This window comes from Methylophaga sp. (genome assembly GCF_009711715.1).
In the GTDB taxonomy this organism is placed as follows: Bacteria; Pseudomonadota; Gammaproteobacteria; order Nitrosococcales; family Methylophagaceae; genus Methylophaga.
The window spans coordinates 15,985-36,342 of record NZ_VENF01000016.1 but is presented as its reverse complement, the minus strand read 5'-3'; the positions used below and the strand labels follow the sequence as shown (position 1 = coordinate 36,342).

Annotated in this window: 18 protein-coding genes; 8 read left to right on the top strand and 10 right to left on the bottom strand. The window is 51.7% G+C overall.

The window, feature by feature from the left end; all coding sequences use genetic code 11:
• The first annotated feature begins 162 nt into the window (after positions 1 to 162).
• Complete coding sequence (locus FH755_RS12010; protein ID WP_292441362.1) at positions 163 to 546, top strand: acyl-CoA thioesterase; 384 nt, start codon at positions 163 to 165, stop codon at positions 544 to 546.
• A 124-nt stretch (positions 547 to 670) separates the two neighbouring features.
• Positions 671 to 1,069, top strand: coding sequence for a hypothetical protein (locus tag FH755_RS12005; protein WP_292441361.1), 399 nt, complete (start codon positions 671 to 673; stop codon positions 1,067 to 1,069).
• A gap of 55 nt (positions 1,070 to 1,124) precedes the next feature.
• Here FH755_RS12005 and FH755_RS12000 read toward each other — a convergent pair whose 3' ends face one another.
• The 5 genes from FH755_RS12000 to FH755_RS11980 are packed head-to-tail and all read right to left on the bottom strand — an operon-like array spanning position 1,125 to position 7,145.
• Positions 1,125 to 1,388 carry a formate dehydrogenase subunit delta gene (locus tag FH755_RS12000; RefSeq protein WP_292441360.1) on the bottom strand — a complete coding sequence of 88 codons (264 nt, stop codon included), beginning with the start codon at positions 1,386 to 1,388 and terminating at the stop codon, positions 1,125 to 1,127.
• 12 nt (positions 1,389 to 1,400) lie between these two features.
• Positions 1,401 to 2,231: a formate dehydrogenase accessory sulfurtransferase FdhD gene (fdhD, locus tag FH755_RS11995; protein WP_292441359.1), complete on the bottom strand. Its 831-nt coding sequence runs from the start codon at positions 2,229 to 2,231 to the stop codon at positions 1,401 to 1,403.
• 14 nt (positions 2,232 to 2,245) lie between these two features.
• Complete coding sequence (gene fdhF, locus FH755_RS11990; RefSeq protein ID WP_292441358.1) at positions 2,246 to 5,107, bottom strand: formate dehydrogenase subunit alpha; 2,862 nt, start codon at positions 5,105 to 5,107, stop codon at positions 2,246 to 2,248.
• Positions 5,104 to 6,654, bottom strand: coding sequence for an NADH-quinone oxidoreductase subunit NuoF (locus FH755_RS11985; protein ID WP_292441357.1), 1,551 nt, complete (start codon positions 6,652 to 6,654; stop codon positions 5,104 to 5,106). Before FH755_RS11985 ends, fdhF begins: the two co-directional genes overlap by 4 nt.
• Entirely contained in the window at positions 6,654 to 7,145 is a 492-nt protein-coding gene (locus tag FH755_RS11980; RefSeq protein ID WP_292441356.1) for a formate dehydrogenase subunit gamma, read from the bottom strand. The genes FH755_RS11985 and FH755_RS11980 overlap by 1 nt, the downstream gene beginning before the upstream one ends.
• 504 nt (positions 7,146 to 7,649) lie before the next feature.
• On the opposite strand from FH755_RS11980, the gene dmeF reads away from it, so the two are divergent.
• From dmeF to FH755_RS11950, 6 genes are all read left to right on the top strand, one after another.
• Positions 7,650 to 8,579: a CDF family Co(II)/Ni(II) efflux transporter DmeF gene (gene dmeF / locus FH755_RS11975; RefSeq protein ID WP_292441355.1), complete on the top strand. Its 930-nt coding sequence runs from the start codon at positions 7,650 to 7,652 to the stop codon at positions 8,577 to 8,579.
• Between the two features lie 102 nt (positions 8,580 to 8,681).
• Complete coding sequence (locus FH755_RS11970; protein WP_292441354.1) at positions 8,682 to 10,442, top strand: HAD-IIB family hydrolase; 1,761 nt, start codon at positions 8,682 to 8,684, stop codon at positions 10,440 to 10,442.
• Positions 10,435 to 11,670, top strand: coding sequence for a glycosyl transferase (locus FH755_RS11965; RefSeq protein ID WP_292441353.1), 1,236 nt, complete (start codon positions 10,435 to 10,437; stop codon positions 11,668 to 11,670). The genes FH755_RS11970 and FH755_RS11965 overlap by 8 nt, the downstream gene beginning before the upstream one ends.
• Positions 11,670 to 13,424, top strand: coding sequence for a sugar phosphorylase (locus tag FH755_RS11960; protein ID WP_292441352.1), 1,755 nt, complete (start codon positions 11,670 to 11,672; stop codon positions 13,422 to 13,424). The genes FH755_RS11965 and FH755_RS11960 overlap by 1 nt, the downstream gene beginning before the upstream one ends.
• A 60-nt stretch (positions 13,425 to 13,484) precedes the next feature.
• Positions 13,485 to 14,339, top strand: a complete 855-nt coding sequence (gene galU, locus FH755_RS11955) for a UTP--glucose-1-phosphate uridylyltransferase GalU (protein ID WP_292441351.1) — start codon at positions 13,485 to 13,487, stop codon at positions 14,337 to 14,339.
• 62 nt (positions 14,340 to 14,401) lie between these two features.
• Positions 14,402 to 14,935 (top strand): diguanylate cyclase, encoded by a 534-nt coding sequence (locus FH755_RS11950; protein WP_292441350.1) that lies wholly within the window; start codon positions 14,402 to 14,404, stop codon positions 14,933 to 14,935.
• Here the strand turns inward: FH755_RS11950 and FH755_RS11945 are convergent, their stop codons facing one another.
• The 5 genes from FH755_RS11945 to rlmD form a co-directional block, all read right to left on the bottom strand.
• Entirely contained in the window at positions 14,936 to 15,376 is a 441-nt protein-coding gene (locus tag FH755_RS11945; protein ID WP_292441349.1) for a hypothetical protein, read from the bottom strand.
• Positions 15,376 to 16,614 carry a DNA polymerase IV gene (locus FH755_RS11940; protein ID WP_292441348.1) on the bottom strand — a complete coding sequence of 413 codons (1,239 nt, stop codon included), beginning with the start codon at positions 16,612 to 16,614 and terminating at the stop codon, positions 15,376 to 15,378. The genes FH755_RS11945 and FH755_RS11940 overlap by 1 nt, the downstream gene beginning before the upstream one ends.
• A 4-nt stretch (positions 16,615 to 16,618) precedes the next feature.
• On the bottom strand, positions 16,619 to 17,227 hold the full coding sequence (gene lexA, locus FH755_RS11935) for a transcriptional repressor LexA (protein WP_292441347.1): 609 nt from the start codon (positions 17,225 to 17,227) through the stop codon (positions 16,619 to 16,621).
• Positions 17,228 to 17,899: 672 nt separating this feature from the next.
• Positions 17,900 to 19,009: a DNA alkylation repair protein gene (locus FH755_RS11930; RefSeq protein ID WP_292441346.1), complete on the bottom strand. Its 1,110-nt coding sequence runs from the start codon at positions 19,007 to 19,009 to the stop codon at positions 17,900 to 17,902.
• Entirely contained in the window at positions 19,009 to 20,343 is a 1,335-nt protein-coding gene (gene rlmD, locus FH755_RS11925; RefSeq protein ID WP_292441345.1) for a 23S rRNA (uracil(1939)-C(5))-methyltransferase RlmD, read from the bottom strand. The genes FH755_RS11930 and rlmD overlap by 1 nt, the downstream gene beginning before the upstream one ends.
• Between the last annotated feature and the right edge of the window lie 15 nt (positions 20,344 to 20,358).

Genomic DNA, 20,358 nt, shown 5'->3' with positions numbered 1-20,358 from the left:
TGATTATCACCAAGGCAGCTGATATTTTCCAGCCTAAGGATAATCATCTCATCACCTTGTGCATGAGTCTGCTGGTACATGTCTAGTTGCTATGAGTAGAATAACATGGCACCCGGCTGGATGACGCCGGTATGCAAAGCATTGAGAACAGAAGGAACACGAATGAGCCACAGCCTGCCAGATGAACACGCCATTCTCAGAATCATGGCCCGCCCCAACGATGTGAATGTCGCCGGTGATATTTTCGGTGGCTGGATGATGTCTCAGTGCGATATTGCCGGCGGTATAGTCGCCAGCAGGCGTGCCGGCGGCCGGGTAGTCACCGTGGCAGTCAAGGATTTCCGTTTTCTTGCCCCGGTTCTGGTCAGTGATATCGTCAGCATTTATGCCGACGTCAACAAAGTCGGTACCAGTTCGGTGACGATTGATATAAACGTCTATGTCGAACGCAGACAGTCCGGTGAGGAACAAATCCTGCCCGTGGCGACGGCTGAAATCGTCTATGTACATATCAATGATGCGCGGCAACCCACCCCTATCAGCTAAAGATAATATCAGCGCCCCAAACAGGACAAAGCATTGATATACATTAAAAAAACGGGTGTGCTATATTAAAGCTGTCAGGTGAATCCTTTATACCGGATAGCCCTCCTGGCGGGAGTATCGTGAAATGAACGATTGGCTATATTTTTTGCTTGTTCCCGCTCTGCTTTTGTTGATCTGGTTCTGGCCGGAACCTAAAAGCAGTCGTTCTCCGCTGCGACGTAGCTCAGATAACACCGCTAATTCCCCTGCTCAGACCCGTTTCCATGCAGTCAGCATCGAGCCCGGCTCTCATCCTTGCGATGCAGCCATCGCACTGCGGGGAAGGCGTTTTCTGGCTCATGAGGCCATGAGTCTCCCGGTCGAAGGCTGTGATGCTTCACGCTGCCAGTGCACCTACAAGCATTATGCTGACAGGCGCAGAGGTGAAGAACGACGGCGCGCCAGTGTGGCAATGAGAGAGCATTTCAGCCACTACGAACAAAGACACGGTGGTGACCGAAGAAAACGCCACGCTTATACCTAAGCGCGGCAGGGAAAAGCAACATAAACCGCTGTCAGAAACGTGGTTTGGGCAATATTTATGCCTGAACGGCCGAGTCAGCACCCTGCTGTTTACTGACAGCAGCCTGCGCCAGTATCGCTACTGCCTCTTTGGCAATCGGACTCAGTTCATCCCCCTCTGACAGCCGATACTCAATGATCATGGTTTTCATGCTGCGTGCCCAGAAACGTTGAAGATGACTGGCCACGCGCTCGGCCGCTTCATCATGGGGGTATGCCCCGTTATTAGCCGCGATCTGATTGATCATACGGATCAGGGTATCCAGTTGCTTATGACTCATCCCGGTAATTCCTCAGACTGCCCGACGGGCTTTTTCATGTTGTTCCTCGCTGTCGGGATCGTGATAGACAATATGACGACCATCGCGGGCAAACCCCACCAGCTTCATCCCCACTTCCTGCGCCTGCTCCACAGCCAGTGAAGTAGGCGCCCACACCGCCACCAGACATCCGAAACCGGCACTGGCGCTTTTCTGGACCATTTCGTAACTGGCGCGGCTGGTGACCAGGACAAAACCGTCATGCACCGAATAGCCGGTCTTGGTGAAAGCGCCGATCAGTTTGTCGAGGGCGTTGTGACGACCGACATCTTCCCTGACCAGCAGAATATGGCCTTCAAGATCACACCAGGCTGCGGCATGGGTTGCACCGGTTGCCTGTTGCAGCGGCTGATGTTGATTCACCTCAGCCAGGGCTTTTTGGATAGCTTCATCAGTGACCGCCACACTTTGTACCGGCTCAATGACACGAATGGCCTGTTTAAGACTTTCCACACCACACAAACCGCAGCCCGTGCGGCCGACCATATTACGGCGGCGTTCGCGCAGCGCTTCAAAGCGTTCGTCGCTGATCTGAAGCCGGACCGTAATCCCATTTTTTCCTGATTGCACATGGATATGACTGACTTCGCCGGCATCGGCAATGATGTCTTCGGTCAGGCTGAAACCCAGCGCAAAATCCTGCAAGTCATCGGGCGTGGCCATCATCACGGCATGCGAGATATAGTTATAGACCAGCGCCACAGGCACTTCGACGGCAATGTCGTCGTGTGTCCAGCGGGCCGCCCCTTCATCCTCATGAACAGCGACCGCAAGATTGATGGCGTTTTCGTCTTTAATCTGCATTTCCTGAAACCTGTTTATGCGTGTGTTTTGTGCTCATCACCCTGTAACAGTTTGAGCTGCAGCTCTTCAAACGATTTGAAGTTCCGCTGCCATTCCGATGGCTGACTGACCCGCTCGACCTGTACCGCAGTAACCTTGTATTCAGGGCAGTTAGTGGCCCAGTCGGAACTGTCGGTAGTGATGACATTGGCTCCACTGCCCGGGTGATGGAAAGTGGTATAGACAACACCGGGCAGGACTTTATCCGTGATCCGGGCTCTGAGTACGGTCTGACCGGCACGGCTGGAAATTCCTACCCAGTCATCTTCTTTAATGCCACGGACTTCGGCATCATGCGGATGCAAATCCAGCCTGTCCTCATCATGCCAGACCTGATTATCTGTGCGACGGGTCTGCGCACCGACATTGTATTGCGACAGGATCCGACCGGTAGTCAGCAGCAGCGGGAAACGGCTATTGGTTCTCTCATCCGTTGCCACATATTCGGTGACACTGAAACGGCCTTTGCCAATCGGGAAATCCTCCACGTGCATGGTGGGCATACCGACCGGATTATCCTCATTGCAAGGCCACTGGATACTGCCAAGCTCATCCAGGCGCTGATAATTCACACCGCTAAAGGTCGGCGTCAGGCTGGCGATCTCATCCATTATTTCCGACGGATGATTATAATGCATCGGATAACCCAGTGCATTGGACAAATCCATGGTTATCTCCCAGTCTTCCTTGCCGGCGACCGCGGGCATGACCTTGCGAACCCGGTTGATACGTCGTTCGGCATTGGTGAAGGTGCCGTTTTTCTCGAGAAAGGAAGATCCCGGCAACAAAACATGCGCAAACTTGGCAGTTTCATTCAGAAACAGATCCTGCACGATCAGACAATCCAGTGAACGCAGCGCCATTTCCACATGCTGGGTACCCGGATCGGACTGGGCGATATCCTCACCCTGCACGTAAAGGGCTTTGAAGGTCCCGGCGATCGCCGAGTCAAACATATTGGGAATACGCAGCCCCGGTTCATCATCAATCGTCACACCCCAGACTTTCTCGAAATGCGTACGGGCCTCGGCATTGGACACATGCTGGTAACCCGACAACTCATGCGGGAATGAGCCCATGTCACAGGAACCCTGCACATTGTTCTGACCACGCAGCGGGTTCACACCGACCCCCTCACGACCAATATTACCGGTGGCCATGGCGAGGTTGGCAATACCCATCACCATGGTTGAGCCCTGGCTGTGTTCAGTCACGCCCAGACCATAATAGATGGAACCGTTTTCGGCTCTGGCATAGGTTACTGCCGCTTCACGGACCGCGCCGGCCGGCACGCCGGTCACGGCTTCGACATTTTCCGGTGAATGACGATCCTGCTGGATAAATTCGCGCCAGGCGTTGTAACTCTCCCTATCACAGCGTTTTTCGACAAAGGCTTTATCTTCCAGCCCTTCGGTCACCACGACATGCGCTATCGCATTGATCAGTGCCACATTGGTGCCGGGTTTCAGTGCAAGGTGCTGAGCCTTCTTGAGATGCGGTGTTTTCAGCAAATCAATATGACGCGGGTCGGCGACAATCAGCTGTGCTCCCTCACGCAGACGCCGGCGCATCATTGAACCGAATACCGGATGGGCATCAGTCGGGTTGGCGCCAATCACCATAATGACATCCGATTTCATCACCGAATCAAAATTCTGGGTACCGGCGGATTCACCCATCGTCACTTTCAGTCCGTAACCGGTCGGTGAATGACAGACACGGGCACAGGTATCCGTGTTGTTATTACCAAACGCCGTACGGACCAGTTTCTGAACCAGATAGGCTTCCTCGTTGGTACAGCGTGAGGAAGTAATACCACCGACACTATCACGGCCGTACCTGGCCTGAATGGCTTTCAGCTTTTCGGCGGCAAACTTATAGGCCTCATCCCAACTCACTTCCTGCCAGGGTTCATTAATCGCGTTACGAATCATCGGTGATTTGATACGGTCTTTGTGCGTCGCATAACCGAAGGCAAAACGGCCTTTGACACAGGAGTGCCCGTGGTTGGCATCGCCGCCTTTATACGGCAGCATACGCACCACTTTGTCGCCTTTCATTTCTGCCTTGAAAGAACAGCCGACACCGCAGTAGGCACAGGTCGTCACCACACTGTGCTCGGGCTGGCCCATATCGATGATGCTTTTCTCCATCAGCGTCGCAGTCGGGCAGGCCTGCACGCAGGCCCCGCAGGACACACACTCAGAATCCATGAAATCCTGGTTCTGACCGGCTGAGACCTTGGAATCAAAGCCCCGGCCGTCAATAGTCAGGGCAAAAGTGCCCTGGGTTTCTTCACAGGCACGCACGCAGCGCGAACAGACGATACATTTACTCGGGTCAAAACTGAAATACGGGTTGGACTCGTCTTTTTTACTGTCCAGATGGTGTTCACCGTTATAGCCGTAACGCACTTCCCGCAGGCCGACATCACCGGCCATATCCTGCAGTTCACAGTTGCCGTTGGCGGGGCAGGTCAGACAGTCCAGCGGGTGATCGGATATATACAGTTCCATCACATTACGGCGCAGCTTGCCCAGTTTTTCATTCTGGGTAGTCACTTTCATGCCATTGTAAACAGTGGTGGTACACGAGGCCGGATAGCCGCGGTGACCTTCAATCTGCACTGCACATAGCCGGCAGGAACCGAAAGCGTCCAGGCTGTCCGTGGCACACAGTTTGGGAATATTAATATCGGCCAGTGCCGCGGCACGCATCACCGAAGTCCCTTCCGGCACTGTAATCTCGATGCCGTCAATTTGCACCGACACCAACGTTTCCGATAAACGCGCCGGTGTGCCGTAATCTTTATCAGGATTGAATTTTTCTACTCTCATGCTGACTCTCCTCGGGCTTTAAGCTCATCGGGGAAATATTTCATCACGCTCTGCACCGGGAATGGGGTCATGCCGCCCATAGCACACAAAGAACCGTCGATCATGGTTTCACAGAGATCTTCCAGCAACATCCAGTTCTTATCGGCACTGTTGCCGCGACGGATACGGTCGATGACCTCGACGCCGCGGGTGGAACCAATCCGGCAGGGAGTGCATTTACCACAGGATTCGACTTTGCAGAATTCCATCGAAAAACGGGCCTGCTCCCCCATATTCACAGTGTCGTCGAACATCACCACTCCGCCGTGTCCGAGCACGGCACCAATCGCAGAGAATGCTTCATAATCAACCGGCGTATCCCACTGACTGGCCGGCATATAGGCACCCAAAGGCCCACCCACCTGAACCGCTTTGAGCGGCCTTCCGGTCAGCGTGCCATTACCGAAATCCTGCATCAGTTCACGCAGGGTAATACCGAAAGCCAGTTCGACCAGTCCGCCCTGCCTGACGTTACCGGCCAGTTGTAAGGGTAAGGTGCCCCGGGAACGGCCCATGCCGTAATCGGCATAGGCTTGCCCCCCCTTATCCAGAATGTAGGGAATCGCCGCCAGCGACAGCACGTTGTTAACCACGGTGGGTTTGCCGAACAGACCGATAATGGCCGGTAATGGCGGTTTGGCCCTGACCAGACCGCGCTTGCCTTCCAGGCTGTCCAGCAATGCGGTTTCTTCACCACAGATATAAGCGCCGGCACCAAGCCGGACTTCCAGCTCAAAATGCTTGCCGGAGCCCAGAATATTGGCACCCAGATAACCGGCTTGATAAGCCTTATCGATAGCTTCATTAAGCAGTCGATGTGCTACCGGGTACTCGGAGCGCAGATAGATATAGCCTTGCGTTGCACGCACTGCGAGCCCCGCTATGGTCATGCCTTCAATCAGCATAAACGGATCGCACTCCATCACCAGTCGGTCCGCAAAAGTCCCGGAATCACCCTCATCGGCATTGCAGACGATATATTTCTGCTCGGACGCGGTGTCGAGCACCGTCTCCCATTTGATACCGGTCGGAAACGCAGCACCACCGCGTCCACGGAGACCGGAGGCTTTGACTTCGTCCACGATCTGTTGTGGTTCCAGTTTCAGCGCCTTTTTGAGGCCCTGATAACCATCGAGAGATTCATAATCTTTAAGCGATACGGGATCGGTAATACCGGCACGGGCAAAGGTCAGTCGTTGCTGTTTTTTCAGGTAAGGCAGGGCTTCAACCAGACCAATGCAGCTTGGATGCTGATCATTGCCATTGACAAAGCCCGCCTCAAACAGTGCTGAAATCTGCCCCGGTTCCACAGCAGCATAGCCGACCCGACCTTTGGCGGTCTCAATTTCCACCAGCGGTTCCAGCCACAGCAGGCCTCGCGAACCATTACGAATAAGCTCAACCGGAATATCACGCTTTTCCGCTTCCAGCCGGATTGCCTCGGCGACTTTATCTGCACCCAAAGAGAGCGCGGTGGTATCACAGGGCACATAAATTCGTCTGCTCATCAGCCAGCCTCCTTCATGTCTTTCTGATGCTCAGCAATGAGGGCATCAAATTTATCGAGACTGACCCGGCCGTGGATAGCATCATCAATACGAACAGACGGCGCGGTGGCACAATTACCAAGGCAATACACCGCTTCCAACGAAAAGCTGCGGTCGGCTGTCGTCTGATGGTAATCAATGCCCAGTGTTTTTTTAGCATGCTGCTCAAGACTGCGGCAGCCCATCGCCTGACAGGCTTCAGCCCGGCAGATTTCAATGCTATGTCTGGCAGGCGGGGTGCTACGGAAGTGATGATAAAAACTGATCACACCATGCACCTCAGCACGGGTCTGCAACAATGACTGTGCGATCAAACTGACGGCTTTGTCCGGAATAAAGCCGATTTCATCCTGGATAGCATGCAGAATAGGCAGCATCGCACCAGGTTTATGCTTTAGCTTGTCGATAATTAGTTGAATGGACTGCATTGTCCACTCTGCGTTTGAACTCATTGCCTCTCTCCATCCTGATATATGCATATAAATGCATAAATAATGCTATTTTTGTTATTTTTATTAGGACGTTAACACACAGTTATTGAGATAAAAATATGATATTTAGATCATATTTAACTGGCTGATATGACCTTATCGATCAACGCGTTCATGACGTATTTTTCAGCCAGCTGGCCGCTTTTATGGTGCACATGGATCAATACCGGTTTAAGTTAGTGCAGGACATGTCATCAATGCACCAGGAATGTGCACAACAAAGGTCGATAAAACAGGGTAAGAAATATAACCAATTGAATTTAAATGATTTATATATTCTGGCACAGCTGATGCAACTAAATAATTACAAACAATTTTTCAGCTGCATGTTGTTTGTAATTTCTCTCTTGTCTACGTGCTGAGCTTTGGGGTGAACTGATGTTCACCCTTTTTTTTTGCAACTGATTCAGGCCTGATGACTCTGATAGCATAGGGATAACATCAATATTCGTTCCTGAGGGCAACATGCATCAGCACACTATCGAACGCTGGCAACAGGACCACGACTTTGTCATCGTCAACAAGCGCGGTGAAAAGCGCACACGCTACGTGCTGTTACTCACCGCTGTGACCATGCTGGTCGAGATCATCGCCGGCCTGGCTTTTGGCTCGATGGCCCTGCTGGCAGACGGCTGGCATATGGCGACGCACGTTGCCGCTTTTCTGATTACCCTGTTTGCCTATCACTATGCCAGTAAACATTCCGATAATCCGGACTTCGCTTTCGGTACCGGCAAAGTCAGTGTGCTCGGTGGATTCACCAGTGCTGTTGCGCTCGGCGTCGTCGCAGTACTGATGTTACTTGAGTCAGTTGAGAGGCTGGTCAATCCACATGATATCCAGTTGAATGCTGCGATTGCTGTCGCTTTTCTGGGTCTCACTGTCAATGTAATCAGTGCCCTACTGTTAAAAGATCACCATCACAGTCACAGCGAACATGAACACCACCACGATCACAACCTGAAAGCAGCTTATGTTCATGTACTGGCTGATGCTCTGACCTCGGTATTGGCGATCGTCGCCTTGATTGCAGCCAAACTGGCCGGACTGACCTGGCTGGATCCAATTATGGGTGTAGTCGGTGCACTCATCATCACGGCCTGGGCGGTGGGCCTGATTCGGGAAACCAGTCCGATTCTGCTGGATGGCAGTATCGATGAAGCATATCGGCAGGCCATAAAGCAATGCATTGAAAGCGATAGCGATAACCGCATTGCTGATTTCCATATCTGGCATATCAGTCCTCATCACTATGCCGCTATCATCACCATTGTCACGGCTAGGCCTCAAGCAACGGCGCATTACAAAGCACTATTGTCAGATTTTGATCGCTTGTCCCATATCACGATAGAAGTACATCAATGTGATGACGAGGACTGCAATCACCCTCGCTGAAACAGGTAGATCCCAAGCCGGAGAAAACCTGTTTCTGCTGCACCGGTACGGATATTGCGTTGCTCCTCATCATCGTTTCAATGAAGAACAAGAGATATGGATATGCTGAACATCGATCTCAGCGGCTTTCTCCAACAGCACCGCCTGCCCGCGGGCTACCAGCAACAAATCGCGGAATGGTTTGCACCGCTAGCTGATACCATCAGAATGCACCAGAAAGGTGCGGGACGCCCGATTATCGTCGGTATCAATGGTGCACAAGGGTCCGGCAAAAGCACGCTTGCGGCTTGCCTTGTCTATTTATTGGAACAGCAACACCATATACGTGCCCTGTCCCTCTCTTTGGACGATTTCTACTTTACCCGCGCCGAGCGACAACGTCTTGCACAGGGCATTCATCCCTTGCTGGCGACACGCGGTGTGCCGGGCACACACGATATTCCACTGGCGCGCAAGACGCTGAGCGATTTGCTGCATCAGCATTTACCCGTGCTGATTCCACGCTTTAATAAAGCGATTGATGATCGCTATCCACCCGAGTTTGCGGAATGTATTAATGAGCCTGTCGATGTCATTGTCCTGGAAGGCTGGTGCCTCGGTGCCCGTGCAGAATCTGAAGCCAGCCTGGCGGAGCCGGTTAATGAGTTGGAGAGCAGTGAAGACCCGCATGGCCGCTGGCGTCGCTATGTGAATGAACAGCTGGCGCTGTTTTATCCTAAATTATTCGAATTGATTGATATCTGGGTCATGCTCAAAGCACCGGATTTTCAATGCGTTTATGACTGGCGTCTGGAGCAGGAAAATAAACTGCGTGACAGCAGCCGTGCTCAGTATCAGATCATGGATGCGTCACAACTGGCCCGCTTCATCAAGTTTTATCAACGCATCACCCAAAACACGCTGAGAACCCTGCCTTCGTGTGTCAATTATCTGTTTGAACTGGATCAGAACCGACAAATCATCAAACTGACATCAAAGCCGCCGACACTGGCGCCCATGACTAAAAAACAATGGCTGATCTTCACCGATATGGATGGCAGTCTGCTTGATCATCATAACTATCATTTCGATGAAGCAGTGCCAACCCTGGCGGCACTGGAATACCAACATATTCCTGTGATACCGGTGACCAGTAAAACCCAGGCCGAAGTCGAACTGCTCCGCGACAGCCTGCAAAACAGTCATCCGTTTATTGTTGAAAACGGTGCTGCCGTGTTTATTCCCGTCGGCTATTTTGAACAGCAACCTGCAGACACCATCGAAAAAAACGGTTACTGGCTTAAAGAGTTTGTCGCGCCGCGCTCTCACTGGCAATCCTTGATCGAGCAAAACCGCAGTCGTTACCAGGGTGAGTTCAAGACCTTTGCCGAAGTCGGTATTGACGGCATCATCGCCATGACCGGTCTTAATGTGCATGCTGCTGCCCGTGCCGCCCGAAGACAATACGGTGAGCCCATCGCCTGGCAGGGCAATGGCAATCTCAAACAGCAATTTATCAACGATCTGACACAGGCTGGTGCCTGCATACTCGAAGGGGGTCGTTTTATGCATGTCTCGGGCGATTGCGATAAAGGCCGTGCCATTCAATGGCTGGAACAGGTTTACCAGACAGCAAACCCTGACAGACAAATGGTCTCACTGGCGATCGGCGACAGTCAGAATGATAAGGCGATGCTGGAACAGGCTGATTACGCCCTATTGATTCGTTCACCGGTTCACCCGCTGCCCGGCATTGAACGCACCGACAATCTTGTTGTATCTACCCACACCGGACCCAAGGGCTGGGCGGAAGGTGTCAACCAAATTATCAATACAACGTTGCATTCCGATTCACCCAAATTACCCCGAGGCAATCATGGCTGATTTTTACCAGAATGGGATTATTACCACCTTACACAACCTGACCCACCGGCACATCGCTGATCTGGAAAGTGATTTGCTGCAATTCAGCAAACAGCGACCGATGGGCTTGCTACTGCCTTCTTTATTCTCGGAACTGGAAGGCGAGGCCCTGCCTAATATTGTGCAGCAGCTGAAAAATGTCCCTTATCTGTCGGAAATTGTCATTGGGCTCGATCGTGCCGATGAGGCCCAATATCAGCGTGCCATTAAATTCTTTTCTGACTTGCCGCAACATCATCGTATCCTCTGGAATGACGGGCCTCGACTCAAAGCGATTGACGCCGAGTTACAGTCACTGGGTCTGGCGCCCAGGGAGATGGGCAAAGGTCGCAATGTCTGGTATTGCATGGGCTATATTCTGGCCTCGGGTAAAACTGAATCCATCGCGCTGCATGATTGCGATATTGTGACCTACACCAGTGAACTTCTGGCAAGGCTGATTTACCCCGTCGCCAACCCGCAGTTCAATTATGAATTCTGTAAAGGCTATTACGCCCGGGTTGCCGGCGGCAAACTCAATGGCCGCGTCAATCGTCTACTGGTCACGCCGCTTATCCGGGCGCTTAAATCAGTCATTGGTCACCACCCCTACCTTGAGTATATGGACAGCTTCCGTTATCCACTGGCGGGTGAGTTCTCGTTTCGGCGTGATGTGCTGACCGATATTCGCATTCCCAGTGACTGGGGACTGGAAATCGGTGTGTTATCAGAAATGCACCGTAACTATGCCAATAACCGGCTTTGTCAGGTCGATGTCGCCGATACTTATGATCACAAGCATCAGGAATTGTCGCTGGACGATCAGCGTGGCGGCCTGTCAAAAATGTCAATTGATATCGCCAAATCCTTGTTCCGGAAACTCGCAACCAAGGGCGTGGTGTTTTCTCCTGAAGCTTTTCGCAGCCTCAAGGCCACCTATTATCGTATTGCACTGGATTTTGTTGAAACCTACCGCAATGATGCCGTCATGAACGGGCTTAATTTCGATATTCACCAGGAAGAAGCGTCGGTGGAAATGTTCGCCAAAAATATTATGGATGCCGGCCAGATGTTCCTGGAAAACCCGATGGAAACCCCATTTACGCCGAGCTGGAGCCGCGTCCAGAGTGCGCTGCCGGATATCTTCGATCGCCTCTATCAGGCGGTCGAAGCCGATTACCAGGAATTCTGCCTGAGGACCGATGCTTGATGACTGCGACTGCCGAGCAGCTCAAACAGCTGCATGAAACCGTTCTCTATCACCTGCAGGCGATTTATCAGGATTGCCTGCCCGGTTTATCACTGACAGACATCAGTGATGACATCATTAAGCTAATGCGTCTTGACGAGACTTTTTTTGATTCGCTACCCCATAAAAACAACTGGGATCAGTCCGATGTGGTGCTGATTACCTACGGTAACAGTGTGCAACGTCAGGGCGAAGCGCCGCTGAAGACCCTGTATCGTTTCCTCAATCACGAAATTAAGGGTTATATCAACGGCGTCCATATACTGCCGTTTTTTCCCTTCTGTTCTGATGACGGCTTTGCCGTGATGGACTATTACCAGGTCAACAAAGCGCTCGGTGACTGGGAGGATATAGAGAGAATCGCTGGCGATTACCGCTTGATGGCGGACCTGGTGATTAACCACGGCTCCAGCAGCGGAGAATGGTTCAAAAACTTTATCAAGGGTGAGGGACCAGGCCATGACTACTTTTATACGACTGCCGCCGATACGCCCATAAGCCAGGTGGTGCGTCCCCGCACCAGCCCGCTGTTACGCGAAACCGAAACCCATGACGGCATTAAATATGTCTGGTGCACTTTCAGCCATACCCAGGTCGATTTCGATTTCCGTAATCCCGAAGTATTGAAAGAGTTCATCCGTATCGTGCGGTTCTATCTCGATAAAGGTATCCGCATTTTCCGTCTGGATGCCGTCGCTTTTTTATGGAAAAAGCCGGGAACCAATTGCCTGAATCTGCCTGAAACTCATGAAGTGGTAAGGCTGATGCGTAATCTCATTCAACATGCCCAGCCGGATGCCATCATCATCACCGAAACCAATATTCCCAACCGGGAAAATCTGAGCTATTTCGGTAATGCCAACGAAGCCCACTGCATTTATAACTTCTCTCTGCCACCGCTGCTGGTCAATACCCTGGTCACCGGCAACTGTTTCTATCTCAAACAATGGCTGATGAGCATGCCACCGGCACAGAACGGCACGGCCTACTTCAATTTTATTGCCTCGCATGACGGCATCGGCCTGCGCCCGGCAGAGGGACTATTGTCTGACAGCGAAATCGCCTCACTGATCAGTACCATGCAACAATTCGGCGGCCAGATTTCATGGCGCGCCGGTGATAATGGTGTTAAAAAGCCCTACGAAATCAATATTGCCCTGTTCGATGCATTGCAGGGTACAATTCAGGGTCCCGATCAGTGGCAGATCGACCGATTTGTCTGTGCGCATGCCATCATGCTCTCGCTGGAAGGTATTCCCGGCATTTATATTCACAGTCTGCTCGCCACCAGTAATGATCTGGAAAAACTCGAGCATAGCGGCCACAATCGCGCCATTAACCGTCACGAGTGGGATTATGACCAACTCAGCGCTGCGCTTGCTGATCCGGCCTCACAGCATGCCCGTGTGTCTGATCTGCTGAAAAAGCTGGTACACCTGCGTCAGCAGCAACGGGCCTTCCATCCTAATGCAACCCAGTTTACTTTGCAGATGGGGGAACAGTTATTTGGATTCTGGCGTCAGAGCATGGATAGACGCCAGAGTATTTTCTGTATTTTTAATATCAGCGATACGCCGCAGCCACTTCGCATCGCTGAGCTTAATTTAATCGTGACCGATCGCTGGTGGGACCTTATCAGCGGTCATATTTTTGATGAAAAAACAGAGACTTTTACTGTTAAGCCCTATCAAGTGCTGTGGATCACAAACAGTTGATGACTGTCATGATACATTCACCATGGTTTGTTAATGTTTTTTCCAAAAAAGGATAATTGCATGTCAGAAGTTAAACCTATTCGTAAATGCCTGTTCCCGGTAGCCGGATACGGCACCCGCTTCCTGCCCGCAACTAAAGCCATGCCGAAAGAAATGCTCCCCATCGTCAGCAAACCCCTGATTCAGTATGGTGTGGAAGAAGCGGTTGAAGCCGGCATCAGCGAAGCAGGCTTTATCACCGGTCGCGGTAAACGCGCCATCGCCGATCACTTTGATACCAGCTACGAGTTGGAACAGGAAATTAAAGGCACCAGCAAAGAAAAATTTCTGGAAGATATCCGGAACCTCATGGACAGCTGTGACTTTATATTCATCCGCCAGCGCGCCATGCTGGGTCTCGGTCATGCTATTCTGACCGGCGAACCACTCATCGGCGATGAGCCTTTTGCTGTCATTCTGGCCGATGATCTTTGTTCCCCCCCCGAGGAGAGCGGCAGTAAACGCGCGCTTGGACAGCTGGTTGAACTTTACGAACGCTACAACTGCAGTGTGATCGCGATTGAAGAAGTGCCTGGTGACAACATCAGCAGTTATGGTGTGATCTCGGGTCGTGAGATCGAAGACGGTGTCTATGAAGTGGACGACATGGTGGAAAAACCCAGTCCTCAGGACGCCCCCAGTAACCTGGGCATCATCGGCCGTTATGTGCTGACGCCGGATATTTTCGATTACATTCGTAAAACACCACCGGGTACCAATGGTGAAGTTCAGATTACTGATGCGATTAAGGCAATGGCACAGGACAAGCGGGTATTGGCACTCAAATTTAAAGGTCACCGTTTTGACTGCGGCAGTATCGACGGCTTTGTCGAAGCCACTAATTACTACTATCAACGCGACTATAAAAAGTCTTAAGGCACTGCCGTGTCAGCGTGATGCGGTTATGATTACGCTGACACAAGGCTAAGATTAAACAAATGGGCGGCATCAAAAACAATTCTGAACAAGCTTCCGACAAACATATTCTGATCGATCAGACCCTATTGCTGGAGAAACTGATCTTTCACTGGCGTCTGGCGGTGGCTGAAGACTTTCCTGTGTCGATGTTTATTATCGATGTCGACCGTTTTTCACAGATGGAAAATAAATCTGCCTGTTTTGAGCAGATCCTGAATGCTATCCGTCAACAATTTCACCGCGAAACCGACTTTATCGCCCGCTTCAACCGCAAACAGATGATGGCGATCAGTTCTCATATGAGTTATCGCCAGAGCACCCAGATGGCTGGCAAGCTGCACAAAGCCGTCGCAGCCCTGGAAATTTTCCATCCACATTCACCGACCGGCCGCTACGCCACGGTCAGCATTGGCCACAGCACCTATGCGCCGGTCGAAAATGACTGCTATGGTATTCTGGATATGCTGGCTACGGTGCAACATCATGTTGCTCAGGCCAAACAGGCTGGTGGCAACTGTTCCAAAACCCGGCTACACAGCCGGGTTTTGAAATAATTACTCAAAGCTGTAGCGGGATTTTTCTCCTCTCTGAACGACACGCGGCCAATGCTGATGCTGCTCGGCATCTTCGACTTCCGGTTCGATAATCACGATATAAACGCGTCGTTCATGGCCTTCACGGGCTATCAGCCCCTGAATAAACTGGCCTTTCTGCAGGTCATACCAGTGGTGCTGTCCTTCGATATCCCTGTCCATAAAACGGAGCACCGGAATCTTTACCGGTTTGGGGAAAAACTTGTCCCAGCGGCCGGAATAGATTGCATCCAGTTTCGCCCAGCCGGTGGCCGGCAACTGTCCGGGCTGTTTACGGCGTCGCCCCCACGGCATCAGACGAATACTGCCATCTAACATCAACACCGGCAGCAAGGCCTTAGGATTGATATAAAACACTCTCATGACCTCATCGCCATGGGTGAAATACACCCCTTCGCACATTAAATTGTTTTCCTGTGACCGCTGGGTTTCCATGCCGGGGCAATGACATTGGGCATTTCACTGCGACCGATCACGCGGGTCGGCGCGACAGTAAACTCACCAAAGCGCTCATTGATCCTATCCACCGCGTTGTTGAGCTTTTCCCGTTTATGTCGTTCACCATGATCCAGAAACAAATCCGGCTGGTAGCTCACAACCGGACTTAAGGCGGTCACCTGCACTTGCCGGCTGTCTTCACCACTGAAGTACTGCCGGACAAACTGATCACAATGCTGGTAAATCACAGCACCATCATCGGTGGTCTGTGGCAGCTGTATTTTAGTAGCCAGCCAGCCCTGGTGACGGGTTTTGATGCCGATAAAAAAACGGGCAGCCTGAAAGCCATGTTTTCTCAAACGTGAACCAACCTTTTCCGACATGTGCTGGAAATAGGTCAGTATTGTCTCTCTGTCACGGGTGCCGGGCGGCATCACTTTGCCATGGCCAATGGTCTTGGGCGCATTGACATTGGTCACCACCGGTTCCGGATCTTTGCCCTGGGCCATCAGCCAGATTCGTCTGCCGGGGTTGCCGAAACGCCTGGCGATCAGACTCATCGGTACTTTTTTCATATCGCCACAACGTTCGATGCCATATTTTGCCAGGAAGCGTCCGATACCAACGTTGATACCGCTTAATTCGGTCACCACTTCGTTAGCAAGCCGGGCTTCAGCTTCCCAGGGAGAAATAATGGTCAGTCCATCCGGTTTTTTCAGCTTGGCAGCAAATTTTGCCGTGGTTTTATCACCACTCAGGCCGACACTGCAGGTCAGGCCTGAGGCCCGACTGACTGCCTGTTTAATCAGTTGACCGATAGATTGCGGGCTGCCATAAAGTTGCTGACAGTCGGTCAGTTCCAGAAAAGCCTCATCCACTGAATAAACCTCGACCTCGGGGCAAAGCTCTTGCAACGCCACCATGATCTTCGAGGAGACATCGGCATAACGGTAAGGTCGGCTTGGCGCCTGAATCAGGTCTGGACAATATTTTCTTGCCTCTGACAGGTGCATACCAGTGTGGATACCATGACTTCTGGCTTCATAGGAAGCGGTGATAATGGTACTGCCCTGTTTGCCATTGGTCACAGCGACCGGCCGGTTACGCCAGAAAGGATGATCCTGCTGCTCAATCTGTGCGAAGAAACAGTTCATATCGACCAGGGCTATCATCCGCGGCCATGTTGCTTGCTGCTTCGGCATTACTTTAAGGATAGGTGCGAAGTTGTCCGACCACGACCCCCTGAATCCGGACCCTGGAAGCCGGCAGGGTCACCGGTTCGTAGTTAATATTAGCTGGCATCAGGGTCACGGTGCCGTCATCATTGAGCAACAGCGTTTTCAGGGTGGCATCAAAGCCATCCACCAGTGCCACGACAATATCATTATGACGGGCGGTCGATTGCGACTGCACCACGACATAATCACCCGACATAATGGCTTTATCGATCATCGAATCGCCGTTGACCTTGAGCACAAAACGGCCTTTGCCGGTAAACATATCACCCAGATCAATCTCAGACTCGTCGGCCACCGCCTCGATAAGCCGACCAGCCGCAATTTTGCCCATCACCGGCAGGGTCAGCGGCGCAGTCTCAGGCAACTCAGCCTGCTCTGTCAGGCGCAGACCGCGGGTACGGCCGACATGGCGTTCCAGCAGGCCGGCATCGACCAGCGCCTGAATATAACGGTGTGTGGTGCCCTGCGAACGCAGGCCGAGCCCGTCTGCGATTTCCGAGACCAGCGGTGAACGTCCCTGTTCAGCGATGTAACCACGAATAAATTCCAGCGTATCTTGTTCACGTTCAGTCAGCATGATCTCTTCCTTTTAAGAGAAAATAGTGAGAAGAGAAAATATAGAGAACAACAGGGAAGACAGCAAGCGTTTTTTTCTATTAATTGATAAGCAATAGCGGATGAAAACCGCGAATCCTCGCTTTACGGCTAAAATCCATTGATATCATTGCGTTTAGCGCTGATAAACACAAAATAGTGATGAAATTGAAGCTGGCTTTCCGGAAAAAGAACTGCTATCTTTGCCCGGATAATAATATTAATAATTGTTTAACTTGATGAACTACGAGACAAAAGCATGTTGAAAAAAATCGATAAACTGCTGGTGGAAAAATTCCCCCACATTATTCTTAGCTTCACTGCTTTCTGGTTGAGTCTGGTCGCTTTCGGCCTGTACAACGCCTGATTCGCTTGTTTGAAGCGCTGAAAAAGCCAGTCACTTGACTGGCTTTTTTTATGGGCGTAATTTCATAGTTGCAAATAAGCTGTTAATAATTGATCCAAATCAATGCTCACCACCTGGACACATTCGATAATCAACTCAAGCCTGTTTTATCGACAAACCACCCATGAAGGAGGTGCATTATGGACAAACTGGAAGAATTCTTCAGTGAACACTTCGCCGAATTTATCTGTATTCTGTCAGTCGCATTTATTCTGCTGGTCGCTTACGGCCTGATCATGTCCTAAGCTGTCAGACGGATAATTGAAAACCTGCCCGGGCTGCCATCTGGCCGTTAATCAAACATTCGACCAGATGCTCCCCGGGATAATAACGGCGGGTTGAAAGTGGTTTAAATGTCTGGCTTTTGGTTAAAGTCAGCGGCTCTCCGCCCTGTGTCCTAATATTTTTCCATTTAAAGACTTTCCAGCCCAGACGACCATCTGCACGCCGGTATCCAATCCGGTAGTCAACCACCAAGCGTTCGGACTCTTGCGTCGTCAACGTGAGGGTTAATCGCAAGGCATCACCGAGTTTTATCTGCGTTTCGCTTAATTGCAGCCCGATCGCTGTAATGACCGGCTTATCGCTGAAACCGAGCAGCGGATAAACTTCCGCCCGGCCACTTTTCACCAGAGTACGCAGGCCATGACTAATCAGCCAGTCGGTGTTTTTGTGCTGTAATTGCTGCCACTCACGGCAGCGCATCATTACCGCTTCGGGGTGATCCTTACTGATGTCATTCAGGTTATTGGCGACCGAACGGCGAACATAGAGACTCGGGTCGGTTTTCAGGGCTTCCAGAATTAGCCAGATTGGCGTCGGATCTTTGCGTAAAGCCGGTAATTGCTGCGCCCATGGCAACCGTGGCCGGATACCTTCCGAAGCCAGTCGTCTGACATGCTCATTGTCATGGCGGGTCCACTGCAACAGCTGTTGGTGGGTCAGCTCAAAATGCCGATTCAGAAACGACCGAATGGCAAATTCTGCGGTGAACAGCGGCGTCAGTTTTTCCAGCAAGGAAAAGGCACGCTGCGGATAATCCAGCCCGTAGACACTGACATAATCAATCAAAGGCCAGGCAGTGAAACTACTCCACTGCCCCTGTGGCTGCTCAGGCCAGGCTTCAGCCACCTGCTCGAGGATCCGGGCTGTTTCACAAAAGCCGCAAGGCAAATGAGCTGCCAGTACGGCGATCAGATGTCTGACGCGGCCTTTGAGTTCCAGCTCATCTAAATGATGATTAGCCTGGCTGATAAAACCCTGCGCATCAAAGTCCGGATACACGGATTTAAGTGCAGCAGCCAGTTGCTCCACGGCAGCCGGCCCCAGTTGCGTTTTAAGCGGTGTCTGCTCCGCCATCAGTCCTGTTTACTGAACACCGCGATGGATTCGACATGGCTGGTATGCGGAAACATATCCATCACCCCAGCTGCTTCCATTTTGTAGCCATGACGATTCACCAGTTCGCCGGCATCGCGCGCCAGCGTGGCCGGGTTACAGGACACATAGACCAGTTTATCCGCCCCCAGATCAGCCAGTTGATGTAGCACCTCAAAGGCCCCGCTGCGCGGCGGATCCAGCAGAATTTTGTTAAAGCCTCTGGCGGCCCATGGGTAGTCTTTCAATTCGGTTTGAGTCAGATCAGCCAGCTCAAACTCGGCGTTATCCAGCTGATTCAGCCCGGCATTGCGGCGGGCATGGCCGACCAGGGCCGCATCGCCCTCGACGCCGACCACTTCGAATACCCGGCGTGCCAGCGGCAAGGTGAAATTACCCAGTCCGCAGAACAGATCCAGAATGCGATCCTCGGGCTGAACATCCAGTAAATCCAGCGCCCGCTGAATCATTTTGTGATTGATGCCGGCATTGACCTGGGTAAAGTCACTGGGATCAAAATTCAACGTCAGGCCAGACTCAGGGGCATAAGAGAGCTGCGGATTATCAGGCCATAAAGGTGATATGGTATCGGGACCTCCCGGCTGCTGGTAAACCCAGAGGTTCTGTGCCTGACCGTAATCAATCAGTGTCTGTATATCGGCATCAGATAAAGGATCGAGATTTCTGAATACCAAAGCGACATGATCATCATCCATCGCGACTTCAATCTGGGCGATGCGATTATAAGCGTCAAGTCCTGCAATCATCTCGCCCAGTTCAGCCAGGCGCAGACCGACTCGCGGGTCCAGTACTTCGCATTGTTCCAGCTGGGCAACAAACGGCGAGGCTTTTTCGCGAAAGCCGACCAGAACCTGTTCTTTTTTGGTGACATATTTAACACCGAGGCGCGCTTTCCGACGATAACCCCAGAGTGGCCCTGTCAGCGGCGGTAGCCAGGCTTCCGGTGTCAGATTACCAAAATGGGCGAAATGCTCGGCCAGCGTCGACTGTTTGTGTTCAAGCTGTGCTTCCGGCGCCATGTGCATCAGGCTACAACCACCGCAGACACCAAAATGACGACATTTGGGCTCAACCCGTTGCGACGAGGCATGATGTACGCTCAGCGTTCTGGCTTCATCGTAGCTTTTATGCAGTCGGGCATACTGAAAATCCACCTGCTCACCGGCCAGTGCACCGTCAACGAATACGGTTTTGCCCTCAATGCGGGCAATGCCGCGGCCATCATGGGATAAAGATTCGATTGTTGCCGTCACCGGCTCCTGAGGCAGTTTTTGCCTGCGCCTGCGTTTTGCCATCTTGCTCTCTTTTAT

Excerpts from the sequence above, each read along its gene's own strand:
- FH755_RS11970 (WP_292441354.1), top strand. The coding sequence starts at position 8,682 with ATGCTGAACATCGATCTCAGCGGCTTTCTCCAACAGCACCGCCTGCCC.
- fdhD (WP_292441359.1), bottom strand. The coding sequence starts at position 2,231 with ATGCAGATTAAAGACGAAAACGCCATCAATCTTGCGGTCGCTGTTCAT.
- FH755_RS12005 (WP_292441361.1), top strand. The coding sequence starts at position 671 with ATGAACGATTGGCTATATTTTTTGCTTGTTCCCGCTCTGCTTTTGTTG.
- FH755_RS11980 (WP_292441356.1), bottom strand. The coding sequence starts at position 7,145 with ATGAGTTCAAACGCAGAGTGGACAATGCAGTCCATTCAACTAATTATC.
- FH755_RS12000 (WP_292441360.1), bottom strand. The coding sequence starts at position 1,388 with ATGAGTCATAAGCAACTGGATACCCTGATCCGTATGATCAATCAGATC.
- fdhF (WP_292441358.1), bottom strand. The coding sequence starts at position 5,107 with ATGAGAGTAGAAAAATTCAATCCTGATAAAGATTACGGCACACCGGCG.
- galU (WP_292441351.1), top strand. The coding sequence starts at position 13,485 with ATGTCAGAAGTTAAACCTATTCGTAAATGCCTGTTCCCGGTAGCCGGA.
- FH755_RS11940 (WP_292441348.1), bottom strand. The coding sequence starts at position 16,614 with ATGCCGAAGCAGCAAGCAACATGGCCGCGGATGATAGCCCTGGTCGAT.
- FH755_RS11930 (WP_292441346.1), bottom strand. The coding sequence starts at position 19,009 with ATGGCGGAGCAGACACCGCTTAAAACGCAACTGGGGCCGGCTGCCGTG.
- FH755_RS12010 (WP_292441362.1), top strand. The coding sequence starts at position 163 with ATGAGCCACAGCCTGCCAGATGAACACGCCATTCTCAGAATCATGGCC.
- rlmD (WP_292441345.1), bottom strand. The coding sequence starts at position 20,343 with ATGGCAAAACGCAGGCGCAGGCAAAAACTGCCTCAGGAGCCGGTGACG.
- FH755_RS11965 (WP_292441353.1), top strand. The coding sequence starts at position 10,435 with ATGGCTGATTTTTACCAGAATGGGATTATTACCACCTTACACAACCTG.
- FH755_RS11950 (WP_292441350.1), top strand. The coding sequence starts at position 14,402 with ATGGGCGGCATCAAAAACAATTCTGAACAAGCTTCCGACAAACATATT.
- lexA (WP_292441347.1), bottom strand. The coding sequence starts at position 17,227 with ATGCTGACTGAACGTGAACAAGATACGCTGGAATTTATTCGTGGTTAC.
- FH755_RS11945 (WP_292441349.1), bottom strand. The coding sequence starts at position 15,376 with ATGTGCGAAGGGGTGTATTTCACCCATGGCGATGAGGTCATGAGAGTG.
- FH755_RS11960 (WP_292441352.1), top strand. The coding sequence starts at position 11,670 with ATGACTGCGACTGCCGAGCAGCTCAAACAGCTGCATGAAACCGTTCTC.
- dmeF (WP_292441355.1), top strand. The coding sequence starts at position 7,650 with ATGCATCAGCACACTATCGAACGCTGGCAACAGGACCACGACTTTGTC.
- FH755_RS11985 (WP_292441357.1), bottom strand. The coding sequence starts at position 6,654 with ATGAGCAGACGAATTTATGTGCCCTGTGATACCACCGCGCTCTCTTTG.